The organism is Paenibacillus thalictri, assembly GCF_004307995.1.
Taxonomy (GTDB): domain Bacteria; phylum Bacillota; class Bacilli; order Paenibacillales; family NBRC-103111; genus Paenibacillus_AF; species Paenibacillus_AF thalictri.
Genome location: NZ_SIRE01000009.1, coordinates 276,078 through 295,446, shown reverse-complemented (window position 1 = coordinate 295,446; position 19,369 = coordinate 276,078). Strand labels below are relative to the sequence as shown.

Annotated in this window: 13 protein-coding genes; 5 read left to right on the top strand and 8 right to left on the bottom strand. The window is 55.5% G+C overall.

Going from position 1 to position 19,369, the window contains the following annotated elements:
• Nucleotides 1-57: 57 nt before the first annotated feature.
• On the bottom strand, nucleotides 58-1,557 hold the full coding sequence (locus EYB31_RS14430; protein ID WP_131014036.1) for a DUF4153 domain-containing protein: 1,500 nt from the start codon (nucleotides 1,555-1,557) through the stop codon (nucleotides 58-60).
• Between the two features lie 18 nt (nucleotides 1,558-1,575).
• Nucleotides 1,576-1,914, bottom strand: coding sequence for an aminoglycoside adenylyltransferase domain-containing protein (locus tag EYB31_RS14425; RefSeq protein WP_165452428.1), 339 nt, complete (start codon nucleotides 1,912-1,914; stop codon nucleotides 1,576-1,578).
• 335 nt (nucleotides 1,915-2,249) lie between these two features.
• On the opposite strand from EYB31_RS14425, the gene EYB31_RS14420 reads away from it, so the two are divergent.
• Nucleotides 2,250-4,037 (top strand): ABC transporter substrate-binding protein, encoded by a 1,788-nt coding sequence (locus tag EYB31_RS14420; RefSeq protein ID WP_131014034.1) that lies wholly within the window; start codon nucleotides 2,250-2,252, stop codon nucleotides 4,035-4,037.
• A 72-nt stretch (nucleotides 4,038-4,109) separates the two neighbouring features.
• Complete coding sequence (locus EYB31_RS14415) at nucleotides 4,110-4,601, top strand: hypothetical protein (RefSeq protein ID WP_131014033.1); 492 nt, start codon at nucleotides 4,110-4,112, stop codon at nucleotides 4,599-4,601.
• 70 nt (nucleotides 4,602-4,671) lie between these two features.
• Here the strand turns inward: EYB31_RS14415 and EYB31_RS14410 are convergent, their stop codons facing one another.
• From EYB31_RS14410 to EYB31_RS14395, 4 genes are read right to left on the bottom strand one after another with little or no spacing between them, the layout of a single operon-like run.
• A complete protein-coding gene (locus EYB31_RS14410; RefSeq protein ID WP_131014032.1) occupies nucleotides 4,672-6,054 on the bottom strand; it encodes an FAD-dependent oxidoreductase in 1,383 nt (460 codons plus the stop codon).
• Nucleotides 6,055-6,086: 32 nt separating this feature from the next.
• Nucleotides 6,087-7,652 (bottom strand): extracellular solute-binding protein, encoded by a 1,566-nt coding sequence (locus EYB31_RS14405; protein ID WP_131014031.1) that lies wholly within the window; start codon nucleotides 7,650-7,652, stop codon nucleotides 6,087-6,089.
• Between the two features lie 30 nt (nucleotides 7,653-7,682).
• A complete protein-coding gene (locus EYB31_RS14400; RefSeq protein WP_131014030.1) occupies nucleotides 7,683-8,549 on the bottom strand; it encodes a carbohydrate ABC transporter permease in 867 nt (288 codons plus the stop codon).
• The gene (locus tag EYB31_RS14395) at nucleotides 8,543-9,451 is read right to left on the bottom strand and encodes an ABC transporter permease (RefSeq protein WP_131014029.1); all 909 of its coding nucleotides are present in this window, start codon (nucleotides 9,449-9,451) and stop codon (nucleotides 8,543-8,545) included. The genes EYB31_RS14400 and EYB31_RS14395 overlap by 7 nt, the downstream gene beginning before the upstream one ends.
• A gap of 329 nt (nucleotides 9,452-9,780) precedes the next feature.
• Here EYB31_RS14395 and EYB31_RS14390 point away from each other — a divergent pair, with 329 nt between their 5' ends.
• From EYB31_RS14390 to EYB31_RS14380, 3 genes are all read left to right on the top strand, one after another.
• The gene (locus tag EYB31_RS14390; RefSeq protein WP_131014028.1) at nucleotides 9,781-10,509 is read left to right on the top strand and encodes a response regulator transcription factor; all 729 of its coding nucleotides are present in this window, start codon (nucleotides 9,781-9,783) and stop codon (nucleotides 10,507-10,509) included.
• On the top strand, nucleotides 10,506-12,272 hold the full coding sequence (locus EYB31_RS14385) for a cache domain-containing sensor histidine kinase (protein ID WP_131014027.1): 1,767 nt from the start codon (nucleotides 10,506-10,508) through the stop codon (nucleotides 12,270-12,272). Before EYB31_RS14390 ends, EYB31_RS14385 begins: the two co-directional genes overlap by 4 nt.
• 344 nt (nucleotides 12,273-12,616) lie before the next feature.
• Entirely contained in the window at nucleotides 12,617-17,254 is a 4,638-nt protein-coding gene (locus EYB31_RS14380; protein ID WP_240762412.1) for a beta strand repeat-containing protein, read from the top strand.
• A gap of 145 nt (nucleotides 17,255-17,399) precedes the next feature.
• On the opposite strand, the gene EYB31_RS14375 is transcribed toward EYB31_RS14380, so the two are convergent.
• Both EYB31_RS14375 and EYB31_RS14370 read right to left on the bottom strand, forming a co-directional pair.
• Complete coding sequence (locus EYB31_RS14375) at nucleotides 17,400-17,801, bottom strand: hypothetical protein (protein WP_131014026.1); 402 nt, start codon at nucleotides 17,799-17,801, stop codon at nucleotides 17,400-17,402.
• 74 nt (nucleotides 17,802-17,875) lie between these two features.
• Nucleotides 17,876-19,360, bottom strand: coding sequence for a glutamate synthase subunit beta (locus EYB31_RS14370; RefSeq protein WP_131014025.1), 1,485 nt, complete (start codon nucleotides 19,358-19,360; stop codon nucleotides 17,876-17,878).
• Nucleotides 19,361-19,369 lie beyond the last annotated feature (9 nt).

Genomic DNA, 19,369 nt, shown 5'->3' with positions numbered 1-19,369 from the left:
CAACACGGGCATCCCCGGCCCCAGCTTTCGGTTCGCTCCGCCGCTTAAAGCTGATCTTTAAGGCTTGCCCAATCCGGCAAGCATCTGAGCCGCTTTATGTTTTGAAAGATTCCATGAAGCCCACGCTTGCGGCCTCTCCGCACGTTCGCGCAATCGCTGCAAACCGGCCTCGAACCCCGGCAGCTCGGGATGGTCACGGTACAGACGGATGAGCTGCGGCACGGCGTCGTAAGACAAGCCGGCCAAATAAGCAACGTCGATATTCCCGGAAGTCTCATACCGGGCGATGTTGTTTTTGGCGATCACCGCATCCACATTGATGTAATTCAGAAGCAGATAAGACGCAATCGCCGCCAACATATACGGCTTCGCCAAAGAAAACCGTTCACGCGCAAGTTTCACTAATGCCAGGACAAAAAGCACAAGCAGAAATACCATAAATGCATGTACCAACAACCTTGTATAGGTGTAGCCGTACGCTTCCTCATACATCGACAGCCGGTAAAATGCCGAGAACAACATCACGCCGGTACAGCACACCAGCACGCCCAGCAGCAGTCTGACCGCTGCGTATAACTTGGCGCCGGTTTTGTTTACGCCATGAAGCACCGCCATCAGCAGCGTAAAATTGATGACTGTTACGACGACCAGCTCGGCAAAGCCCCGTCTTGCATATTCGGCATAAGTCATATCTTCGGGCAGCAGCGTTCCTCCGCCTCCGAATAAATAAGAAAATTGCACCAGTGTAAACAACACATAAACGCAATTCAGCGCGGCAAGCACGGTCACCGTTACGACCGGATCGAACCTCATCCCTTGGTTGAGTTCGGCCGGTGCTGCTATAACTTCAGCTGTGGAGCGGCCTTGAACAAGCAATCCTCGCACATAACAGAACAACGCCACGGCGATGAGCAATATGAGCATCCCATGGCGAAGCGGGGCGCCCAAATCGAGATGCCCGAACAGATCCGGCAGCTCACCCAAAAGCCGGCTGAACATTTTATCCGCCGAAGCAAGCAACGCGACGACAACCCCCAGCAGCGGGACGGCAATCAGCAATCCCAAGCCTACCTTGACTGCGCCTTGAAAGCGGCTGGCCGTGATTCTGGCCCGCAGCGCATCGCCGATCATACGGAACGGCTGGGGCAGTTGGCGTATGCTTTTGGCTATCGCCTGGTCAAGCACATCCATGTAGAACCGGCCATTCTGCCAATCTCTTCTGCTGCCGCCGTATAGCTTGGTCGTATGCGCGGCAATCAACGCCGGAATGGCCGCCGCGTTGAGGAAGCGGAACAGCTCGCTCCATACGAGCGTATAGGTCAGCGCAAGCAAACCTACAGGCACCAGCGGAAGATGATGTTTGCCGAACCGCAGCGGCATCGCTTCCGGCGACGCCAAATAGAAATAGGCATATATAACGGCTGTGAACAGCAGACAGGATACGCCGAACTCCTTGTCGTAGAACAACAGGTCAAACACGATTCCGCAACACAGCGCCAGGATAAGACGTTTCCGATCAGTGGATTGCATGAAAAAAGCAGCGATGGACGCATTCATCTGTAAGCCAAGCCTCCCTTACTCAAAATAAAATCGGACCTGTCTCGCCGCATAGCGGGCAAATGCTTCCGCTTCGGCTTCATTCAGCTTCTGCTCCAAGCTGATGCCATATAAATGCCTTTGGCCGCTTCGGCATTCAGCCGCAGCCCAAATCAGCGCATGCCAACGCCGCGGCAGCCGGAGCAGCGCATCCTCTACCGCCTCTTCGTCAGTACCGTCCTCCCCTCTTTCCAGTTGATACATCAAGCGCACCAACTTCAGCACCTTTTCCGCCAGGTCTTTATGATTCTCGGAGTGAATGAGCGACGACGCCATCTCGCCTGCAAGCTGCTCGGTCCAATGGATTGACATATTCATCTTTCGAAACCTCCCTATGGTTTTCATTGCAATCGGCTCTGCGGGCTGCATATCCGCCCAGTCATGGCCACAGAAAAAGTGAACGCTGTATGAGGCAATCATGCTTCCGATCGCCAATTGTCCCCGAATTTCTTGAATTTTCCTGCTTGCGGCAGGTGAAATTCGGGGACAAAAGCGAACGCTGGCGCTTCTCCAGCATGATTTCGCTCACTCCGCTCTTTTTTCAGTGGCCTTGCCCAGTCAGGCCTATACTTTTATTGTAGTTTGTAAAATAGGAATAAAAAGAGTAAGTTTATATCATGAAATTTCATATTTTCCGTTTTAGGAGGTAATCCATGAAACTGGAAAGCCACTATATCCGCTTGAGGCAGCAGCTGCCCTCTTCCGCAGAGACCGCCTCGCTTGACATCACCCTTGACGAAATCGCCGCGGCGCTTGGCTGTACGCACCGCAATGCCGTTCTGCTGCTCAAAAGGATGAGCGATAACGGCTGGATCTCCTGGTCTCCGGAACGGGGCCGCGGCAAAAAATCCAAATTGACGTTTCTGGCTCGCACGGAGGATGTCATTATCCAATTGGCGCAGGATCTGGTGCAGAAAAAAGATCTGCGCGGCGCTCTGGAGCAAATGAATGTGTCGGAGGTTCCGGCTACGCTGAAGGATCATTTTCATAACTGGCTGAACGGGCATTTCGGACATTCCAGCGAGCTGCGCAACGATAAGCGTATCGACAGGCTCCGATTCCCCGTCACTTCCAAAATCGCCACATTGGACCCGCTGCATATGAATTTTGCCGCGGAATCGCAAATTGTGAATCAGTTGTTCGATAGTCTTGTGCGGTATAACCGGGTGAAGCAAACAACCGAACCCCACCTGGCGCATGCTTGGGAAACGGATGACGGACGTACGGCCTGGACCTTTTATTTGCGCAAGGGAGTCTTATTCCATCACGGACGCGAGCTGACCGCAGACGACGTCGTTTATTCGCTGCATCGTCTCAAAACCTCGCCTTCCCGCCTGCTGTACCGCTGGGTGTACGAACAGATGGATACGATCGAAGCGTTGGATCCGATTACCGTTCGCATCCGGCTGCACGAACCTAACGAGCTGTTCCTGCCGTTTCTGGGAACCAACCGCGCCTCGATCGTACCGAAGGACATATGCGAAGAGCGCGGCGACCGGTTTGGGTCCGCCCCCATCGGCACCGGACCTTTCCGTCTCAGCAGGCACGATGCGTCCATCAGCGTGCTGGAGGCGTTCCCGTCTTATTTTCAAGGCCGGGCCCATCTCGATGAGGTGGAGCTGTGGCATCTTCCGGATATGCAGGCTGCGGAAGCGCCGGGTTCAATGGAGAGCTTTCAAATTATTCACAATTACCGGCTCCCGGAGGAGCCCTCGGAAGGCTGGAACCAGGCGGAGCGCAGCGGCGCAACCTGCAAGTTTGTTACCTTTAATTTGCTAAAGCAAGGGCCGCTGGAAAATGAGGAAGTTCGCGCCGCCGTCTACGAGACGTTGTCCCCCGGTAGCTTGCTGCGGGAGCTGAAGGCGGACAACGCCGCCCCGCTGGTAAGCTTTGTCGGCGAAGCTGCGGATGACGCGGACCATGGCGCCGCTAACGATCCGGAAGCCAGCCGTACCAGGCTGTTTCAAGCCGGTTACCGCGGAGAAACGATCCGGCTTTGCACGATTCCCCACTATGAGCAGGACGCCTTGCTGCTGCAGCAACTGGCCCGGCAATCCGGGTTGAAGCTGGAGGTGATGCTGCTGCCTGTGGAGGATTTTAAAGGGGAACGCCGGCTGCATGCCGATTTGCTGCTGTTTTCGCTGATCCTGGACAACGATGTGGAGCTGCGGCTGATCGATTTATACAACAGCATGCAAAACCATCTGAAACCCGAGGTCAAAGCGCTGGTGCGGCAAAGATTAAAGCGGATTTTGGGAGAGCCCTCGCGCGAGCTGCGGCTTGAGCTTTTCAGGGAGATTGAAACGGCGCTGACCGACAGGCGGCAGCTGCTGTTTTTATATCGGCGCAATTTAAGAACGGTGTTCCATTCATCGGTGAAAGGAATTTCGCTGGACTCGCCGGATAATGTACAGTTCAAAAACATTTGGTTCAAGCTTTAATCCTCCCGCCTCTCGAATACAATGAAATAAGCAATCTTTGTGTTGAAAACGCAAGGAGAGGAGCGGTAGATTATGCCGGCTGGGAAAAGCACTATTTTGTATAAGGATGCGAGATTCGGCTTTACGCTGAAAATCCCCAAATACTGGGGAAGGTATTGTGTGCTCAGCAAAAAAAACAGGTTCAACGATGCGGAATATACGGTTCGGTTCATTTTTCGCTACGGAGGCAAATTATATGGCCCGATCTTCAGCATCATCGTATTTAGAATGACCAAAGCGGAGTGGATCGCTCAAGGATATGGGGATTCGCCGCTTGTTTTTATCGCTGAGCGCGACGGCTACGTATTCGCCTACGATACGCCCGAAGAGCTGCCTTACGAATTTGTCGATCCAAAAACCGGCGACTACGATTACAAAAAATACCGCAAGCCGATTCAAATTTTGAAGACGATGGTCAATAAAGACGTACAGCGTATAATTGGCAGTATCCGTTTCCCCCATGGAGCGATCACGAACAAATCGAAACCTTACATCGCCAGAAGGATCAGATCCTGCCGCTGCTGAATAGGTAGATTCGCGGTAAATAGAAAAAATGTGGCGGAAGACTTGCTTCCGCCACGGAAATTATAATAGCTTAAATGATGAGGGAACCGCCCTGCGTCAGCGTGCTGCGGATTTGGCCCGAATCCAGCTCGCCGAAACTTTTGCTTTGCGACAATGCCAGATACGCCGCTACCCCAGCCGCTTCGCCGGTCTGATTCATGTTCACCATGACACGCACACCGCCAAACGCCTCCTCGTCGGCATCCAGCATCCTCCCCGCCACAATGACATTGCGGAACGGGCCATCGGGCAGCAAGCTGCGGTACGGAATCTGATAAAACGTCGGGTCCTGCTCCAGCGGCCCTCTCCAGCGGCTGACCTCTTGCGGATACCCCGGACGAATGTAGACCTGCTCGCCGTCCAAATATTTGAATGTGAGGCCCGGCTTCTCCTGATGATGCACATCAACCCGGTAGCTGCCGTTGGCGATGGCGTCGTCGAACCGTTTCCCGTACAGCACATCCTCCCCGGTTAAGCGGTAAGCGCAGTTCATATGGCGCGTTTCCCGCGTGCCGATATACGAAGGCAAAGAAACTAAGGCAAGTTTGTTATCCGGCCCGTATTTGCGGACCAAATCCATAATCGCCCGCACCTGCCGCCGCCCTTCCATCTCGCTGAAGGTCAAATCTTCACCGTCGGCGCTGTTCTTATGGTAAACCCGTGTGCCGGCATACATGTACGTATCGCTGCTGCCCGGCACGTGCCGTCCCCACCCGAAACCTTCGGGAATCCCGAACTCATCCTTATACTGCAGCCGGGCCTGGTGCAGATCAATTCCCGTTAACTTGTCAGTGCCTGTTACCGAATCCTGGATATCGCCGTTTGCTCCCCATCCGCTCAGCTTGGCGCACATCGTGGAAGGCTGGAAATGGGAGGACAAGCGGTGACTTAAGCCAAGCCGTGCGCACAGATCCCCATCCCCCGTAGCATCGATGAAATAGTTGGCGGCAATAGCGCCCCGCCCGGATTTATTTTCAACAATAACCGCCTTAAGCTGTCCGTCCTCCACATGCGGCGCAACAAACATCGTATGCAAATACGGCTTGACGCCAGCTTCGTTAATCAGCTCATCCAGTTCGATTTTTAATTCCTCCGTGTTGAGCACATAACCGACGGAATGGCTGCGCTGCTCTTCGTCCACCGCGTCTCTGCGGCGAAGCCGCTCGACGGTCTCCAGCGTCATGCCCGCAATAATTTGCCGTTGAAACACCGTATCGTAAATCGTGTGCCATACATTAACCAATCCCGATGCAGCGACGCCTCCAAACGCATTTTGCTTCTCTACAATGACCACCTTGGCTCCAAGCCTTGCCGCCCTGACGGCGGCAAACACCCCGGTACAGCTGCCGCCGAGCACACAGACGTCAGCTTCATAAAATACCGGAATTTCCCTTGCCTTCTCCAAAATGTGCATACCCGCTTCTCCCTTCGGCCGTACTCGGCCCGTTACTTGATATAACCCAAACTTTTCAGCGCTTTATCCGCCTCTTGCATATAAAGCGGCAGCTGATAGGTTTTGTTCAGCGTATCGATGAATTGGCCGTATTCGGAAATCGGGCGTTTGCCGTACATGAATTTAATGACCTCTTCTTGTTCAAAACGATTCTTGTCGTCAACGACCACACCCGCCGGGTTAGATACCAGACCGGTGTATGTTTTGACCATCGGCAAATTGTAAGTAAAATCGATATATTTGGCCTGATTCGGGAACTTCGTTTTCAGATAAGGACCTTCCGTCCGCCCGGTGAGCTGCACCTGGAAGGCATATGCCGTTTCGGAAATCGCCGGCAGCAGCTTCATCTGCCCGTTCGCCATTTCATAATGCTTGCCCTCCACTCCAAAGTTGACCAGCGTCTGGCCTTTGCCGGGTTCGGTAATATAGTCCAGATACTCAAGCACTTTGTTCAGCACTTCCGGCTTCTTCTCCAAACTCTTCGGGAGAGCAATCCGGCCAAACACGTTGCCTTCGTCGTAAAATCCGCCAAATGTCCCGCCCGGCCCGGTCAATGCGCCGATCGGCTGCCAATCCGCATTCGGATTAATCTTTTTGTAATCGGCAACATAGTTATCCTTCGCCAGTTCTCCCCATGCGCGGTAAATCGCGCCGGCCAGTCCTTGGAACGCTTTTTGCTGGTCTTTCAGCCCTTTGTTGGCCATCAGCTCAGGATCGACAACCCCTAACTTGATCAGCTCGGAAATATATTTAATCGCCTCTGTCGTCCGCGGATCGGTAGTCGAATAAGTCACCTTGCCGGTATCGATCGTGAAATTGCCGGGAATCGGCACGCCAAACGCGGCAAATATCGGACTGAACGCATTAATCGAGGTAAAATCGCCGACCCCGGTCAAGCCGTAGGTGTCCTTTTTACCGTTGCCGTCCGGATCCTGCTCCGTGAACGCCACCAGCAGCTGTTTCAATTCGTCGAGCGTTTTGGGCTCCTTGAGGCCCAGCTTATCCATCCAATCCTTGCGCACCCACAGCGCGTTCTGCTGCTGAAGCCCCCGCTTGAGCAGGGAATACTGCTTGCCGCCGACTTTTCCTTTGGTTAAATCTTCAGCGGTATACGTCTTTTTTACGTTTGGCATCTTCTCAATGTACGGTGCCAGATCGAGCAGCAGTCCTTGCTTCGCCAGCTCTTCCAGCTGAACCTTGGTCACTTCAAAAATATCGGGAGGCGTGCCCCCGGCGATCTTGACATTCAGCTGCTGCGCATAATCGCTGGTCGCGACGTTGAATTCCAAATCCATGTTCAGCGCCTTGTTCAGCTCCTGAAGGATCGGATCCTTATCCGGCGTTGGCACCCCGGAGCCCGATACAAATACGCTGACCTTCACCGGCCCTTTAGCGGAGGGAGCGGCAGTTCCCGCAGCCGGCGCGTCGGCTTTTTTCCCGGACGAATCCGCAGTTTGGCCCGCAGCGGGAGTTTGCTGCACACCTCCGGAGGAGCACCCGGCGAGAGCCGCCGATAATACGGTTAACACGGAAAGAGACCGGAACAACCCTTTGTTCATACGATTACCACCCTTTTATATTGAATTATGTTAGCCCTTAACCGATCCAAGCAAAACACCTTGTGTAAAATATTTCTGGACGAAAGGATACACGACAAGAATCGGCAGCGCCGTTAAGATAACCGCCGCCATCTGCAGCGATTCGCTGGGCAGCGTCTGCTCTAAAGACGCCATCTGATCGGGATTTAACGCGCTGGATAAAATACCGCGGAGCACGACTTGCAGCGGCTTTTTGGACGTATCGTTAATGTACATAATGGCTTGGAAAAATTCGTTCCAATGATTAACGGCGTAAAACAATCCGATCGTTGCCATAATCGGCATCGACAATGGCAGCACCAGCTGGACGAAAATACGCAGCTCGCCCGCTCCATCGATACGCGCCGCCTCGTATAAGCTTTCCGGCAAGTTTTCAAAAAAAGTTTTCATGATTAATAAATTATAAGTTGTCACGGCCAGCGGAATAATCATCGACCATACCGAGTTGATCAGTCCGGTGCTTTTCACAATTAAATAGGTCGGAATAATGCCGCCGTTAAACAAAAAGGTGAACACGATCAGAAACAGCAGCACATTTCTTCCCGGCAGAAACTTTTTGCTGAGCGGATACGCCATCAGCGAGGTGAGCAGCAAATTGACCGCCGTACCGACCACCGTAATAAATACCGTCACCTTGTAAGCGCTTGGAATGAGCGAATCGCTTAAAAAAATGCGGTATGCATCCAGCGTCGCCGCGCTCGGAATGATGACAAACCCTCCATGCTTTACCAGCTCGCTATAAGGCGTCACCGAAACGGAGACGACATACAGCAGCGGGAAAACGATGCTGACTGCAAACAACGACAACAACAGATACACGAGTCCGAGAAACCACTTCTCCTTGACCGACATTACCATACGCCTTCACCCCATTTTCTGGCGATCCGGTTGGCGGAAACGACAAGAGCAAGGCCGATGAGCGATTTAAACAAGCCGACCGCGGCGCCCAAGCTGAAATTAAGCTGCTCCAGCCCGACCCGGAATACCCAGGTGTCGATAATGTCCGAGACCGGATAGACATGCACGTTATACATGATATAAATCTGGTCAAAGCCGGCATCCAGTATGTGTCCCAGTTTCAAAATAAGCAGCAGCACAATGACACTGCGAATCCCCGGCAGCGATATATGCCATAACATGCGCAGGCGCCCTGCACCGTCGCAGCGGGCCGCTTCGTATAAGGTCGGATCGACTCCGGCCAGCGCGGCCAAATAGATGATGGCGCTCCAACCGGCGGTTTGCCATACCTCGGAGCCGACCAGAATGGTGCGAAACCAGTCGGTCGATTGCAGGAACGGAATCGAATGGCCGATATAATCCTTGATCCATCGGTTGACGATACCGCCGGTTTCCGACAAGAAAGCAAAAATCATGCCGTAAATGATCACCCAAGATAAAAAGTGGGGCAAATAGCTGACCGTTTGAATCCACTTTTTGAATCGGGCGTTCCGTACCTCGTAGAGCAGCAGCGCCAGCAGAATGCCCGGCGGCATACCCCAAACAATTTTATACAGGCTGATCAGAAACGTATTCAGCAGAATTTGCCCAAAGTACGGCGAGTCGTAGAAATAAGCAAAATGTTTATACCACGGATCCGCCCACGGACTGTCCCAGATGCCATCCATAATGTTGAAATCTTTAAATGCGATCACCGCACCCCACATAGGCCCGTAACGGTATACCGCATAATACACGAGTCCCGGCAGAAGCATCAAATATAACGTATGATACCTCCACACCACTCGCAGTCCTTTCGTCATTCGCTTCCCCCCAAGCTCTCGCTTTGTCTTGCCGGCATACTTCGTATTCTAACCGCTGATCTTCGGGGATGAATATACGGATAGACGACGATTATGTCAGGAAATCACGGATTCCCCGCAGATGACCGGCGCCATCGTTGATTTACTGACAATATCGCTGATTTTCGGATATTCGGCAAAGCGTCCAGTTGCTATACTTAAGATGCACCCTGTAAAAAATCGGCTTATCCGTAACGTCAGGTTGCAAGAAGCTATCTGCAGCGGGCTTGAAGCAGCCGCGAAATTCCTTGTCAACCAGCACATATCATGATTCCCGGGGAGGATCACAGATGACAGAGGCCTCTGTATTAATTGTTGACGATGAGATTCCGATACGCGAAAGCATGCGCATGTTTCCATGGGCGGAGCATGGCTTCCGGCTCGCCGGCGAAGCGAGACATGGGCGGGAAGCGCTTGAACTCATTGAAAGCAGCGCCCCCGATATCCTGATCACCGACATTATGATGCCTGTCATGGACGGGATTAGCTTAATGAGAAAACTGCAGGAACGGGAAATCGGACTCCCGGTTATTTTGCTGACCTGTCATAAGGAATTTGATTATGTCCGCGAAGCGCTTCTGCTTGGCGCCAAAGATTATTTGGTCAAAGGCATTTACCGCGATCAAGAGCTGCTTGAAGCGCTGAATAAAGCGCGCAAAACGATTCCGTCGGCACCGGCCGCTCCGTTAAAACCGGAAAAGGCGTACAGGCTCGAGGTAAGCCAAGCGATCGATTATGTAATACAGCATAAAACCGAAACGATCAATTTGACGGATGTGGCTGCGCAGGTCGGTTTAAGCGTTAATTATTTCGGCGCATTGTTCCGTAAGGAGACCGGAGAATATTTTCAAGATTACGTCAAAAGGATCAAGCTGGAGCAAGCGGCGGAGCTGTTGAAGAACAGCACCCTGAAGGTCTATGAAATCGCCGAAAAAGTCGGCATGTCCAATTACCGTTACTTCACGGAAATATTTTGCAAACATTTCGGTAAATCACCCAGGGAGTATCGCAGCTCATGAACCGGTTCCCGCAAATCCGCATGGGTATTTTCGCCAAGCTGATGGTTCTGCTGACCATCCCCACCGTGCTTGTGCTCTTCGGGCTGCTTTACACCGTAACGGACAGCTCCAAGGATGCGCTAATCGCACAAAAATCAAACGACCAAAATTTATATATCGAGCGGACCGGCCAATATTTGGACCTGTATTTGCAGAACATCCGCAATATTCTGCTCAGCGTCTCCCAGCATCCCGTGTTCTCCAAGCCAGCGGATAAAACGGAGATTGAAAATACGCTGCGCACATACTCTCAAAACAACCAAGGACTCATCAATCATATATTTGTCAGCACCCGCGACGGAGTGGTTTATTCCAGCAGCCCTGTGCTGTTCGACATTATCGGTCATCCGGAAATCGCCCATCTGTTCAAGATCGCAGACGAAAATCCGGGCGTTATTTCCTGGAGCCGGCCCTACTATTCTCCGCTCTCGACCGAGATGACCATCTCGTTTGTGTTATCCGTTAAAGATGCGCTGGGTAACGACAAGCTGACGATTGCTGCGGAGCTCGATACGCTTTCATTAACCCGAGAGTTGGGAAGGTTCCTGTACGACCAGAATCAAAGCTACGTATTATTTAATACTTTCGGCGATGTGATCGCTTACGATGGCGACGTATTAGCCGATTCAACTCCCGGCCTATCCGACCGGCCAGCTTCCTCGGAGCTGCTGCGGCAGCTGCTCGAGCTGCCTAACGGCATTCATAATGTGAATACTCCCGCAGGGACCGTCATGGCGACCAAAAGCAACCGCAACCGGCTTGGCTGGTATTTCGTTTCACTGACAAAAGAAGAGATTTTTCAGCAAGGGGTGCAGGGCTTAACTTCACGTATTTTAAAGTTAGGCGTATTGTGGTATTTCTTATTGTTTGCCTGCGTGCTTGTTGTCAGCCGTCAAGTGACGCTGCCGATTCGCAAATTGGCCAAGCAGATGGACCGGATTAAAGACGGCAGACTGACGCTTCATTCGGATATGGCTGACCGAAGCGACGAAATCGGCCTGCTCGCACACAGCTTCCAAACGATGCTTAAACGGATTCAACGGCTGGTGGAAGATATCGAACGGACGGAACAAAAGAAAAAGAATATTGAGCTGAGGTTCCTGCTGAACCAAATCCGGCCTCATTTTCTATACAACACCTTGTCATGCATATCCAGCTTATCCCGGCAAAATAAAAGAGAGCAGGTTGAAGAAACCGTCCGCTCGCTGATTCTCATATTGATGTACAGCATCGACCGCAAGAACGATTTTGTCCCGCTGCAGCACGAACTGAATACGCTGAAAGCCTACGTGCAAATCCAACAGATGAGATACGGTTCCGGTATCGTTTATGAAGATCAGGTCCCGGAAGAACACGAAGCGTTCCTTGTTCCCAAAATGATCCTTCAGCCTCTAGTGGAAAATTCCATATTCCATGGTTTGGCCGGGAAAGGAGAAGGCTTAATTTCCTTGCAAACGGAGCTGAACGCTGACTCGCTCAGCATTACGGTGTCCGACGACGGGGAGGGAATGTCTGAAGAAAAAATCGCGTCAATGATGAGCGGATTGAGCGATTTGGAGAATGAAACCGCAAAAACAACCGAGAAAATGTCGGGGATCGGTTTAACCAATGTACTGGAGCGGCTGAAGCTGCATTATGGAGACCGGTCTGGGGTGAGTATGAAATCGGTTGTCGGCAAAGGCACATCGATCACGTTAACCATTCCTGTTGACAAGCACCTTTGAATTTCAATGTCCCTTCTCTTCTACTCTCTTTGCTCCTTACTTTGCCGGGCTTTGAAAACACGTAATGCGACAAATGAAATATGAATACTGGAATATGTCCTGAGCCTATCCACACTTGCTTCACATGTGGATAGGCTCTCATACTTGGGACCTTAAAACAAAGACCTCCCCCATCCCTCTTATGGCGTCGAGATATAAGATCACTGCACCCTCCTTAGTTCAGCTACAGCCAAACACATCTTTATGGGTATAAAAACGCTGAATTCACCTAAAGCACCGGCTATCAATTTTTAATATACATGATAATAGAATTGATCTGGCCATAGTGAAGGAGCGGTGCGTTCGTGTCACAAGCTAATTTCCCAAATATAACACCCGCTGTATCAGTTAATTTTGAGGATGCGATCAACTTGCTGCTTTCTTCGATCGCGCTCGAGGAACTCGGTCTTAGCCATATCGCCAATAGCGAAGGCGAAAAGATGCAGTTTGCACTGGGCACACTCCCTGGAGTCTCCTCACCGCCGGCGTCACTTAGCGATATCCTCTTAGTAAGCGATAGCGTACGCGATACGATTAAGGAAATAAATTTAACCGAGATGTTTTTAGACTCCAGGCTGGAAAAAGTAGCAGCTCTGGCAAATCTCGCTGTAATTGCTGCCACAGGCAGCACGGGACCGACGGGGGCTACTGGAGCCGTTGGGGCGACGGGTGCCGGTGGCGGAGGAACTGGAGCTGCGGGCGGCACGGGTGCGGACGGGGCGACGGGAGCTGCGGGGGCCACGGGCGGCACGGGCGCGGATGGTGCGACGGGAGCCGCGGGCGGCACGGGCGCAGACGGCGCGACGGGAGCTACAGGCGGCACGGGCGCAGACGGCGCGACGGGAGCTACAGGCGGCACGGGGGCTGACGGCACGACGGGAGCCACAGGCGGTACGGGGGCAGACGGTGCGACGGGCGCTGCGGGCGATCCGGGAGCGACCGGTGCGATGGGAGCCACAGGCGGCACGGGCTCAGACGGCGCGACGGGTGCCACAGGCGGCACGGGCGCAGATGGCGCGACGGGTGCTACGGGCGGCACGGGCGCGGACGGTGCGACGGGCGCTGCGGGCAGCACGGGCGCGAACGGCGTGACGGGTGCCTCGGGCGCGGACGGCGCGACGGGTGCCACAGGCGGCACGGGCGCAGATGGCGCGACGGGTGCTACGGGCGGCACGGGGGCGGGCGGCGTTACGGGAGCCGCGGGCGCGACGGGCGGCACGGGCGCAGACGGCGCGACGGGAGCTACGGGCGGCACGGGCGCGGACGGTGCGACGGGCGCTGCGGGCAGCACGGGCGCGAACGGCGTGACGGGTGCCTCGGGCGCGGACGGCGCGACGGGAGCCACAGGCGGCACGGGCGCGGACGGCGCGACGGGAGCTGCGGGCGGTACGGGGGCAGACGGCGCGACGGGAGCCACAGGCGGCACCGGCGCGGGCGGCGTGACGGGAGCTACGGGCGGCACGGGCGCGGGCGGCGTGACGGGAGCTACGGGCGGCACGGGCGCGGGCGGCGTGACGGGAGCTACGGGCGGTACGGGGGCAGACGGCGCGACGGGAGCCACAGGCGGCACGGGCGCGGGCGGCGTGACGGGAGCTACGGGCGGCACGGGCGCAACCGGAGCTACGGGCGGCACGGGCGCAGACGGTGCGACGGGCGCTGCGGGCGATCCGGGAGCGACCGGTGCGATGGGAGCCACAGGCGGCACGGGCGCAACCGGAGCTACGGGCGGCACGGGTGCAGATGGCGCGACGGGCGCTGCGGGCGATCCGGGAGCGACAGGTGCTACGGGCGGCACGGGGGCGGGCGGTGCGACGGGTGCGACGGGCGGCACCGGCGCGGGCGGCGTGACGGGAGCTACGGGCGGTACGGGCGCGAACGGCGCGACAGGAGCCACAGGCGGCACCGGCGCAGACGGCGCGACGGGAGCTACAGGCGGCACGGGGGCGGACGGCGCGACAGGAGCTACAGGCGGCACGGGTGCAGACGGCGCGACGGGAGCCTCGGGCGGCACGGGCGCGGACGGCGTTACGGGTGCTACGGGCAACACTGGAGCAGACGGCGTTACCGGTGCAACAGGTAACACTGGCGCGGATGGCGTTACGGGCGCTACGGGCAGTACCGGTGCCGACGGCGTTTTGGGTGCCACGGGCAGCACTGGGGCAGACGGCGTTACTGGCAGCACAGGAGCAGACGGCGTTACGGGCGCTACAGGCAACAATGGTGCGGATGGCGTTACCGGCGCTACTGGTACCACCGGGGCGGACGGCGTTACCGGCGCAACAGGAAACACTGGCGCGGACGGGGTTACTGGCGCCACTGGCAGCACCGGAGCTGACGGCGTTACCGGCACCACGGGTATCACTGGAGCTGACGGTGTTACGGGCGCGACAGGCAACACAGGATCTGACGGCGTTACGGGCGCTACTGGCAACACCGGAGCTGGCGGTATTACAGGCGCGACGGGCAACACTGGAACAGACGGCGTTACAGGCGCGACGGGCAATACCGGGGCCGACGGAGTTACCGGGGCCACTGGCAGTATTGGCGCGGTTGGAATTACGGGCGCTACTGGTACCACCGGGGTGGACGGCGTTACCGGCGCCGCAGGTATCACTGGTGCGGACGGCGTTACCGGCGCTACTGGTACCACCGGGGCGGACGGCGTTACCGGCGCTACGGGCAGCACTGGCGCAGACGGCGTTACAGGAGCTACAGGCAACACCGGGGCAGACGGCGTTACGGGCGCCACAGGCATTACTGGGGCAGACGGCGTTACAGGTGCAACAGGTACCACTGGTGCGGACGGCGTTACCGGCGCTACAGGCAACAATGGTGCGGATGGCGTTACCGGCGCTACAGGCAACAATGGTGCGGATGGCGTTACCGGCGCTACTGGTACCACCGGGGCGGACGGCGTTACCGGCGCAACAGGAAACACTGGCGCGGACGGGGTTACTGGCGCCACTGGCAGCACCGGAGCTGACGGCGTTACCGGCACCACGGGTATCACTGGAGCTGACGGTATTACAGGCGCGGCGGGCAACACTGGAACAGACGGTGTTACAGGCGCGACGGGCAATACCGGGGCCGACGGAGTTACCGGTGCCACTGGCAGTATTGGCGCGGTTGGAATTACGGGCGCTACTGGTACCACCGGGGTGGACGGCGTTACCGGGGCCACGGGGACCACTGGCACGGACGGTGTTACTGGCGTCACGGGCAGTACTGGCGCGGATGGCGTTACGGGCTCCACAGGCATCACCGGTGCAGACGGCGTTACGGGCTCCACAGGCATTACTGGGGCAGACGGCGTTACAGGCGTAACAGGTACCACTGGTGCGGACGGCGTTACGGGAGCAACGGGCAGCACTGGGGCAGACGGCATTACTGGCGCTACAGGCAACACTGGTGCGGATGGCGTTACCGGCGTTACGGGTACCACGGGCAACACTGGGGCAGACGGTGTTACTGGCGCGACGGGAAACACTGGAGCAGACGGTGTTACAGGAGCTACAGGCAATACTGGTGCGGACGGTTTTACTGGCGCGACGGGCAACACCGGTGCCGACGGCGTTACAGGTGCTACGGGCAACACTGGTGTGGACGGCATTACTGGCGCGACGGGCTCCACCGGGGTGGACGGCGTTACCGGCTCTACTGGCAGCACAGGAGCAGATGGCGTTACCGGCGCCGACGGGGTTACCGGGGCCACTGGACTCACAGGCGCGGTTGGGCTCTCCGGGGCCACCGGAGTTACTGGTGCAGTTGGACTTACAGGATCCAACGGAATCACAGGCGCAGCTGGGGGCACCGGTGCTACTGGGGCCACGGGCGCCACCGGTGCAGCTGGACTTACAGGAGCCAATGGAATCACTGGTGCTACAGGGGAAACTGGAGCCGTTGGAATCACTGGCGCGGTTGGGCTCTCCGGAGCCACCGGAGTAACCGGTGCAGTTGGACTTACAGGAGCTAACGGAATCACTGGCGCTACAGGGGAAACTGGAGCCGTTGGGCTCACGGGCGCAGTTGGGGTCACCGGACCTACCGGAGCCACAGGTGTCACTGGCGCGGCCGGGCTTACAGGAGCCAACGGGATCACTGGCGCTACTGGTGTAACTGGAGCAGTCGGAATCACTGGCGCGGCTGGGCTCACCGGTGCTACTGGTGCCACGGGCGTCACCGGTGCAGTTGGACTTACAGGAGCCAACGGAATCACTGGCGCTACTGGTGTAACTGGAGCCGTTGGGCTCACGGGCGCAGTTGGGGTCACCGGACCTACCGGGGCCACAGGGGCCACAGGTGTAACTGGAGCCATCGGGATCACCGGAGCCACTGGTGTAACTGGAGCCATTGGGCTCACAGGGGCAGTCGGACTTACAGGGGCAACAGGCTCTACGGGTGTTACAGGCGCGATCGGACTCACGGGGGCTACGGGAGGTCAAGGGCCAAGTGTGTTGGCTGAAGGATTCTCTGCATTCATTCCCTCACTAACTACTGCTTCTACCACACCGGTACAGCTCGGAAACTGGACCGTAACAACTCCCTATTACACCGGAACAGGCTTTAATACTACAACGGGAAGCTATACCATTCAAAATACAGGCAGGTTTGCGATTGTTGCCACCATTAACTATTCCACATCCGCTACCTTATCTCTTAGTCTTGGAGCGGGAGTCAATCCTTCTTTCTCGGTTCAAAGAACATCGCCGACCGCAACGACATTAATAAGCGGTTTATTCCCTATCCTGGACGTCAATGTTGCTTTGGTATTAACTTTAAGAGTTATTCTTGGAGATGGAACTGTCACCTTGGCGGGAGATGTTTCGCTCAATCAAGGAGATGTGATCGGCCTATTTTATGTCCCTAACGGCTTAACTTTATCCCTTAACCTCGGCGGTTCAACTTCTGGAGGTATTGTCTGGTCCGTTCATCGACTCACCTAACCTAACCGTCGACATGCCCGTCAACTGCTGCTTCTTCCCACTTGTAAGATTACTATAAAACAGGCTCTTCTTGCGCAGCCGTCGGCTGAACAAGAGGAGCCTGTTTTTCCAATTTTATAAGCATCATCGCTAAATTCAAACGGCATTAATCACTGCCGCGGTTAAAAAAGCCCTTTTTCTTCTTTCCGTGAAGCTCGGATCTCGGCATCAAGGGAAGCGGCTTTGGTTCCGTTCTGGGGCGTGCCCCCGGAGCCTCTTGGTCCGTAAGCGCCAGCAGCTTGTTCCTCCGCATCTCGGAAGCGGCCGCCGCCTCGGCTATGGCATCTTGATCATTAAGCAAGTGCTCCAGCACCCGGACTCGTGAAGTCAATACATCCACTTGGCTTTGCAAAGTACGCACAATCATAACCAATTCATTGATCTGGCGATCTGCGCTTGTTTTTTCCAGCACAAATCCTGGGCTTACATCGTTCACCGTATCTTCGGTCTCATCCCCGGACAACAGGGCTTTCATCTCTTCCGTGGAAACAATATCTTTGGCCATCATCAGGACAAGCTCCTTTGTACGCATAAAAATTAAGTTATCCATTCTGTCTAAAGAAACTGCCATCAAGCCGTTGACTATGGCAAGTTGGAAGAGCCCATCAAATAACGGTCGACTTCGCGAGCTGCACCGCGTCCTTCGTTAATCGCCCATACGACCAGACTTTGTCCCCTTCTCATATCGCCGGCGGCAAAAACCCCCTCGACATTGGTCGCAAATTTATCATACTCCGCTTTGGCGTTAGTCCGCTCATCTTTCTCCACGCCAAGCTGGTCCAATACGGTATGCTCCGGTCCGATAAAACCCATCGCCAGCAGTACAAGCTGAGCAGGATACACCTTCTCGCTGCCCGGAACTTCGGCCGGAACAAAACGGCCCTGATCGTCTTTTTTCCATTCGATCAAGACGGTATGCAGCTCCTTGATATGCCCGTTTTCATCGCCGACAAACTTCTTCGTGTTGATCAAATATTTACGCGGATCCTCGCCTTGAAGCGCCGCAGCTTCTTCTTGGCCGTAATCCATTTTATATACGCGGGGCCACTCCGGCCACGGATTGTTAGGCTGGCGGGTATCCGCCGGACGCGGCATGATCTCAAATTGAGTTACGCTTCTGCATTTGTGACGGATCGAGGTGCCTACGCAGTCCGTTCCGGTGTCGCCGCCGCCGATAACGATAACATCTTTGCCTTCTGCGGAAATATGGGCGCCGTTCTGATGTGCGGAATCCAGCAGGCTTTTGGTGTTTTTGGACAAAAACTCCATCGCCAAGTGAACGCCTTTCAGCTCCCGTCCCTCGATTTTGAGATCGCGGCCGTTTGTTGCTCCCCCGCACAATACCACAGCGTCGTTCTGCTCTTTGATCTGGGCTGCGGGGATGTCCTTGCCAATCTCCGTGCCGGTCACGAAAGTCACGCCTTCCGCTTTCATCAGATCGACACGACGCTGTACGTAGGTTTTGTCCAGCTTCATGTTGGGAATGCCATACATCAACAGTCCGCCGACGCGGTCCGACCGTTCATACACCGTCACCGTATGCCCCGCCTTGTTGAGCTGGTCGGCGCAAGCCAGACCGGATGGACCGGACCCGATGACGGCGACTTTTTTACCGGTGCGCGTCTTCGGCGGATTGGGCACAACCCAACCTTCCGCGAATCCTTTATCGATGATCGATTTTTCAATGTTTTTGATCGTTACGGCGGAGCCGTTCAAGCCGACTGTGCACGAACCTTCGCATGGAGCCGGACAGACACGCCCGGTGAACTCCGGAAAGTTGTTCGTTTTATGCAGCCGATCCAACGCTTCGCGCCATTGTCCGCGGTATACAAGATCATTCCATTCGGGAATGAGATTGTTCACCGGACATCCGGAAGCCATGCCGCTGATCAATTTTCCGGTATGGCAGAACGGAATGCCGCAATCCATACAGCGGGCGCCCTGCGTCCGCAGATTCTCTTCCGGCATGGGGACGGCAAATTCCTTCCAATGCGAGATACGCATCAGCGGAGCCATTTCCACTGGGACTTCGCGTTGATATTCTATAAAACCCGTCGGTTTTCCCATTGCTAACCC

Coding starts and splice junctions, on each gene's coding strand:
- EYB31_RS14430 (WP_131014036.1), bottom strand. CDS start 1,557: ATGAATGCGTCCATCGCTGCTTTTTTCATGCAATCCACTGATCGGAAA.
- EYB31_RS14425 (WP_165452428.1), bottom strand. CDS start 1,914: ATGAATATGTCAATCCATTGGACCGAGCAGCTTGCAGGCGAGATGGCG.
- EYB31_RS14420 (WP_131014034.1), top strand. CDS start 2,250: ATGAAACTGGAAAGCCACTATATCCGCTTGAGGCAGCAGCTGCCCTCT.
- EYB31_RS14415 (WP_131014033.1), top strand. CDS start 4,110: ATGCCGGCTGGGAAAAGCACTATTTTGTATAAGGATGCGAGATTCGGC.
- EYB31_RS14410 (WP_131014032.1), bottom strand. CDS start 6,054: ATGCACATTTTGGAGAAGGCAAGGGAAATTCCGGTATTTTATGAAGCT.
- EYB31_RS14405 (WP_131014031.1), bottom strand. CDS start 7,652: ATGAACAAAGGGTTGTTCCGGTCTCTTTCCGTGTTAACCGTATTATCG.
- EYB31_RS14400 (WP_131014030.1), bottom strand. CDS start 8,549: ATGGTAATGTCGGTCAAGGAGAAGTGGTTTCTCGGACTCGTGTATCTG.
- EYB31_RS14395 (WP_131014029.1), bottom strand. CDS start 9,451: ATGACGAAAGGACTGCGAGTGGTGTGGAGGTATCATACGTTATATTTG.
- EYB31_RS14390 (WP_131014028.1), top strand. CDS start 9,781: ATGACAGAGGCCTCTGTATTAATTGTTGACGATGAGATTCCGATACGC.
- EYB31_RS14385 (WP_131014027.1), top strand. CDS start 10,506: ATGAACCGGTTCCCGCAAATCCGCATGGGTATTTTCGCCAAGCTGATG.
- EYB31_RS14375 (WP_131014026.1), bottom strand. CDS start 17,801: ATGATGGCCAAAGATATTGTTTCCACGGAAGAGATGAAAGCCCTGTTG.
- EYB31_RS14370 (WP_131014025.1), bottom strand. CDS start 19,360: ATGGGAAAACCGACGGGTTTTATAGAATATCAACGCGAAGTCCCAGTG.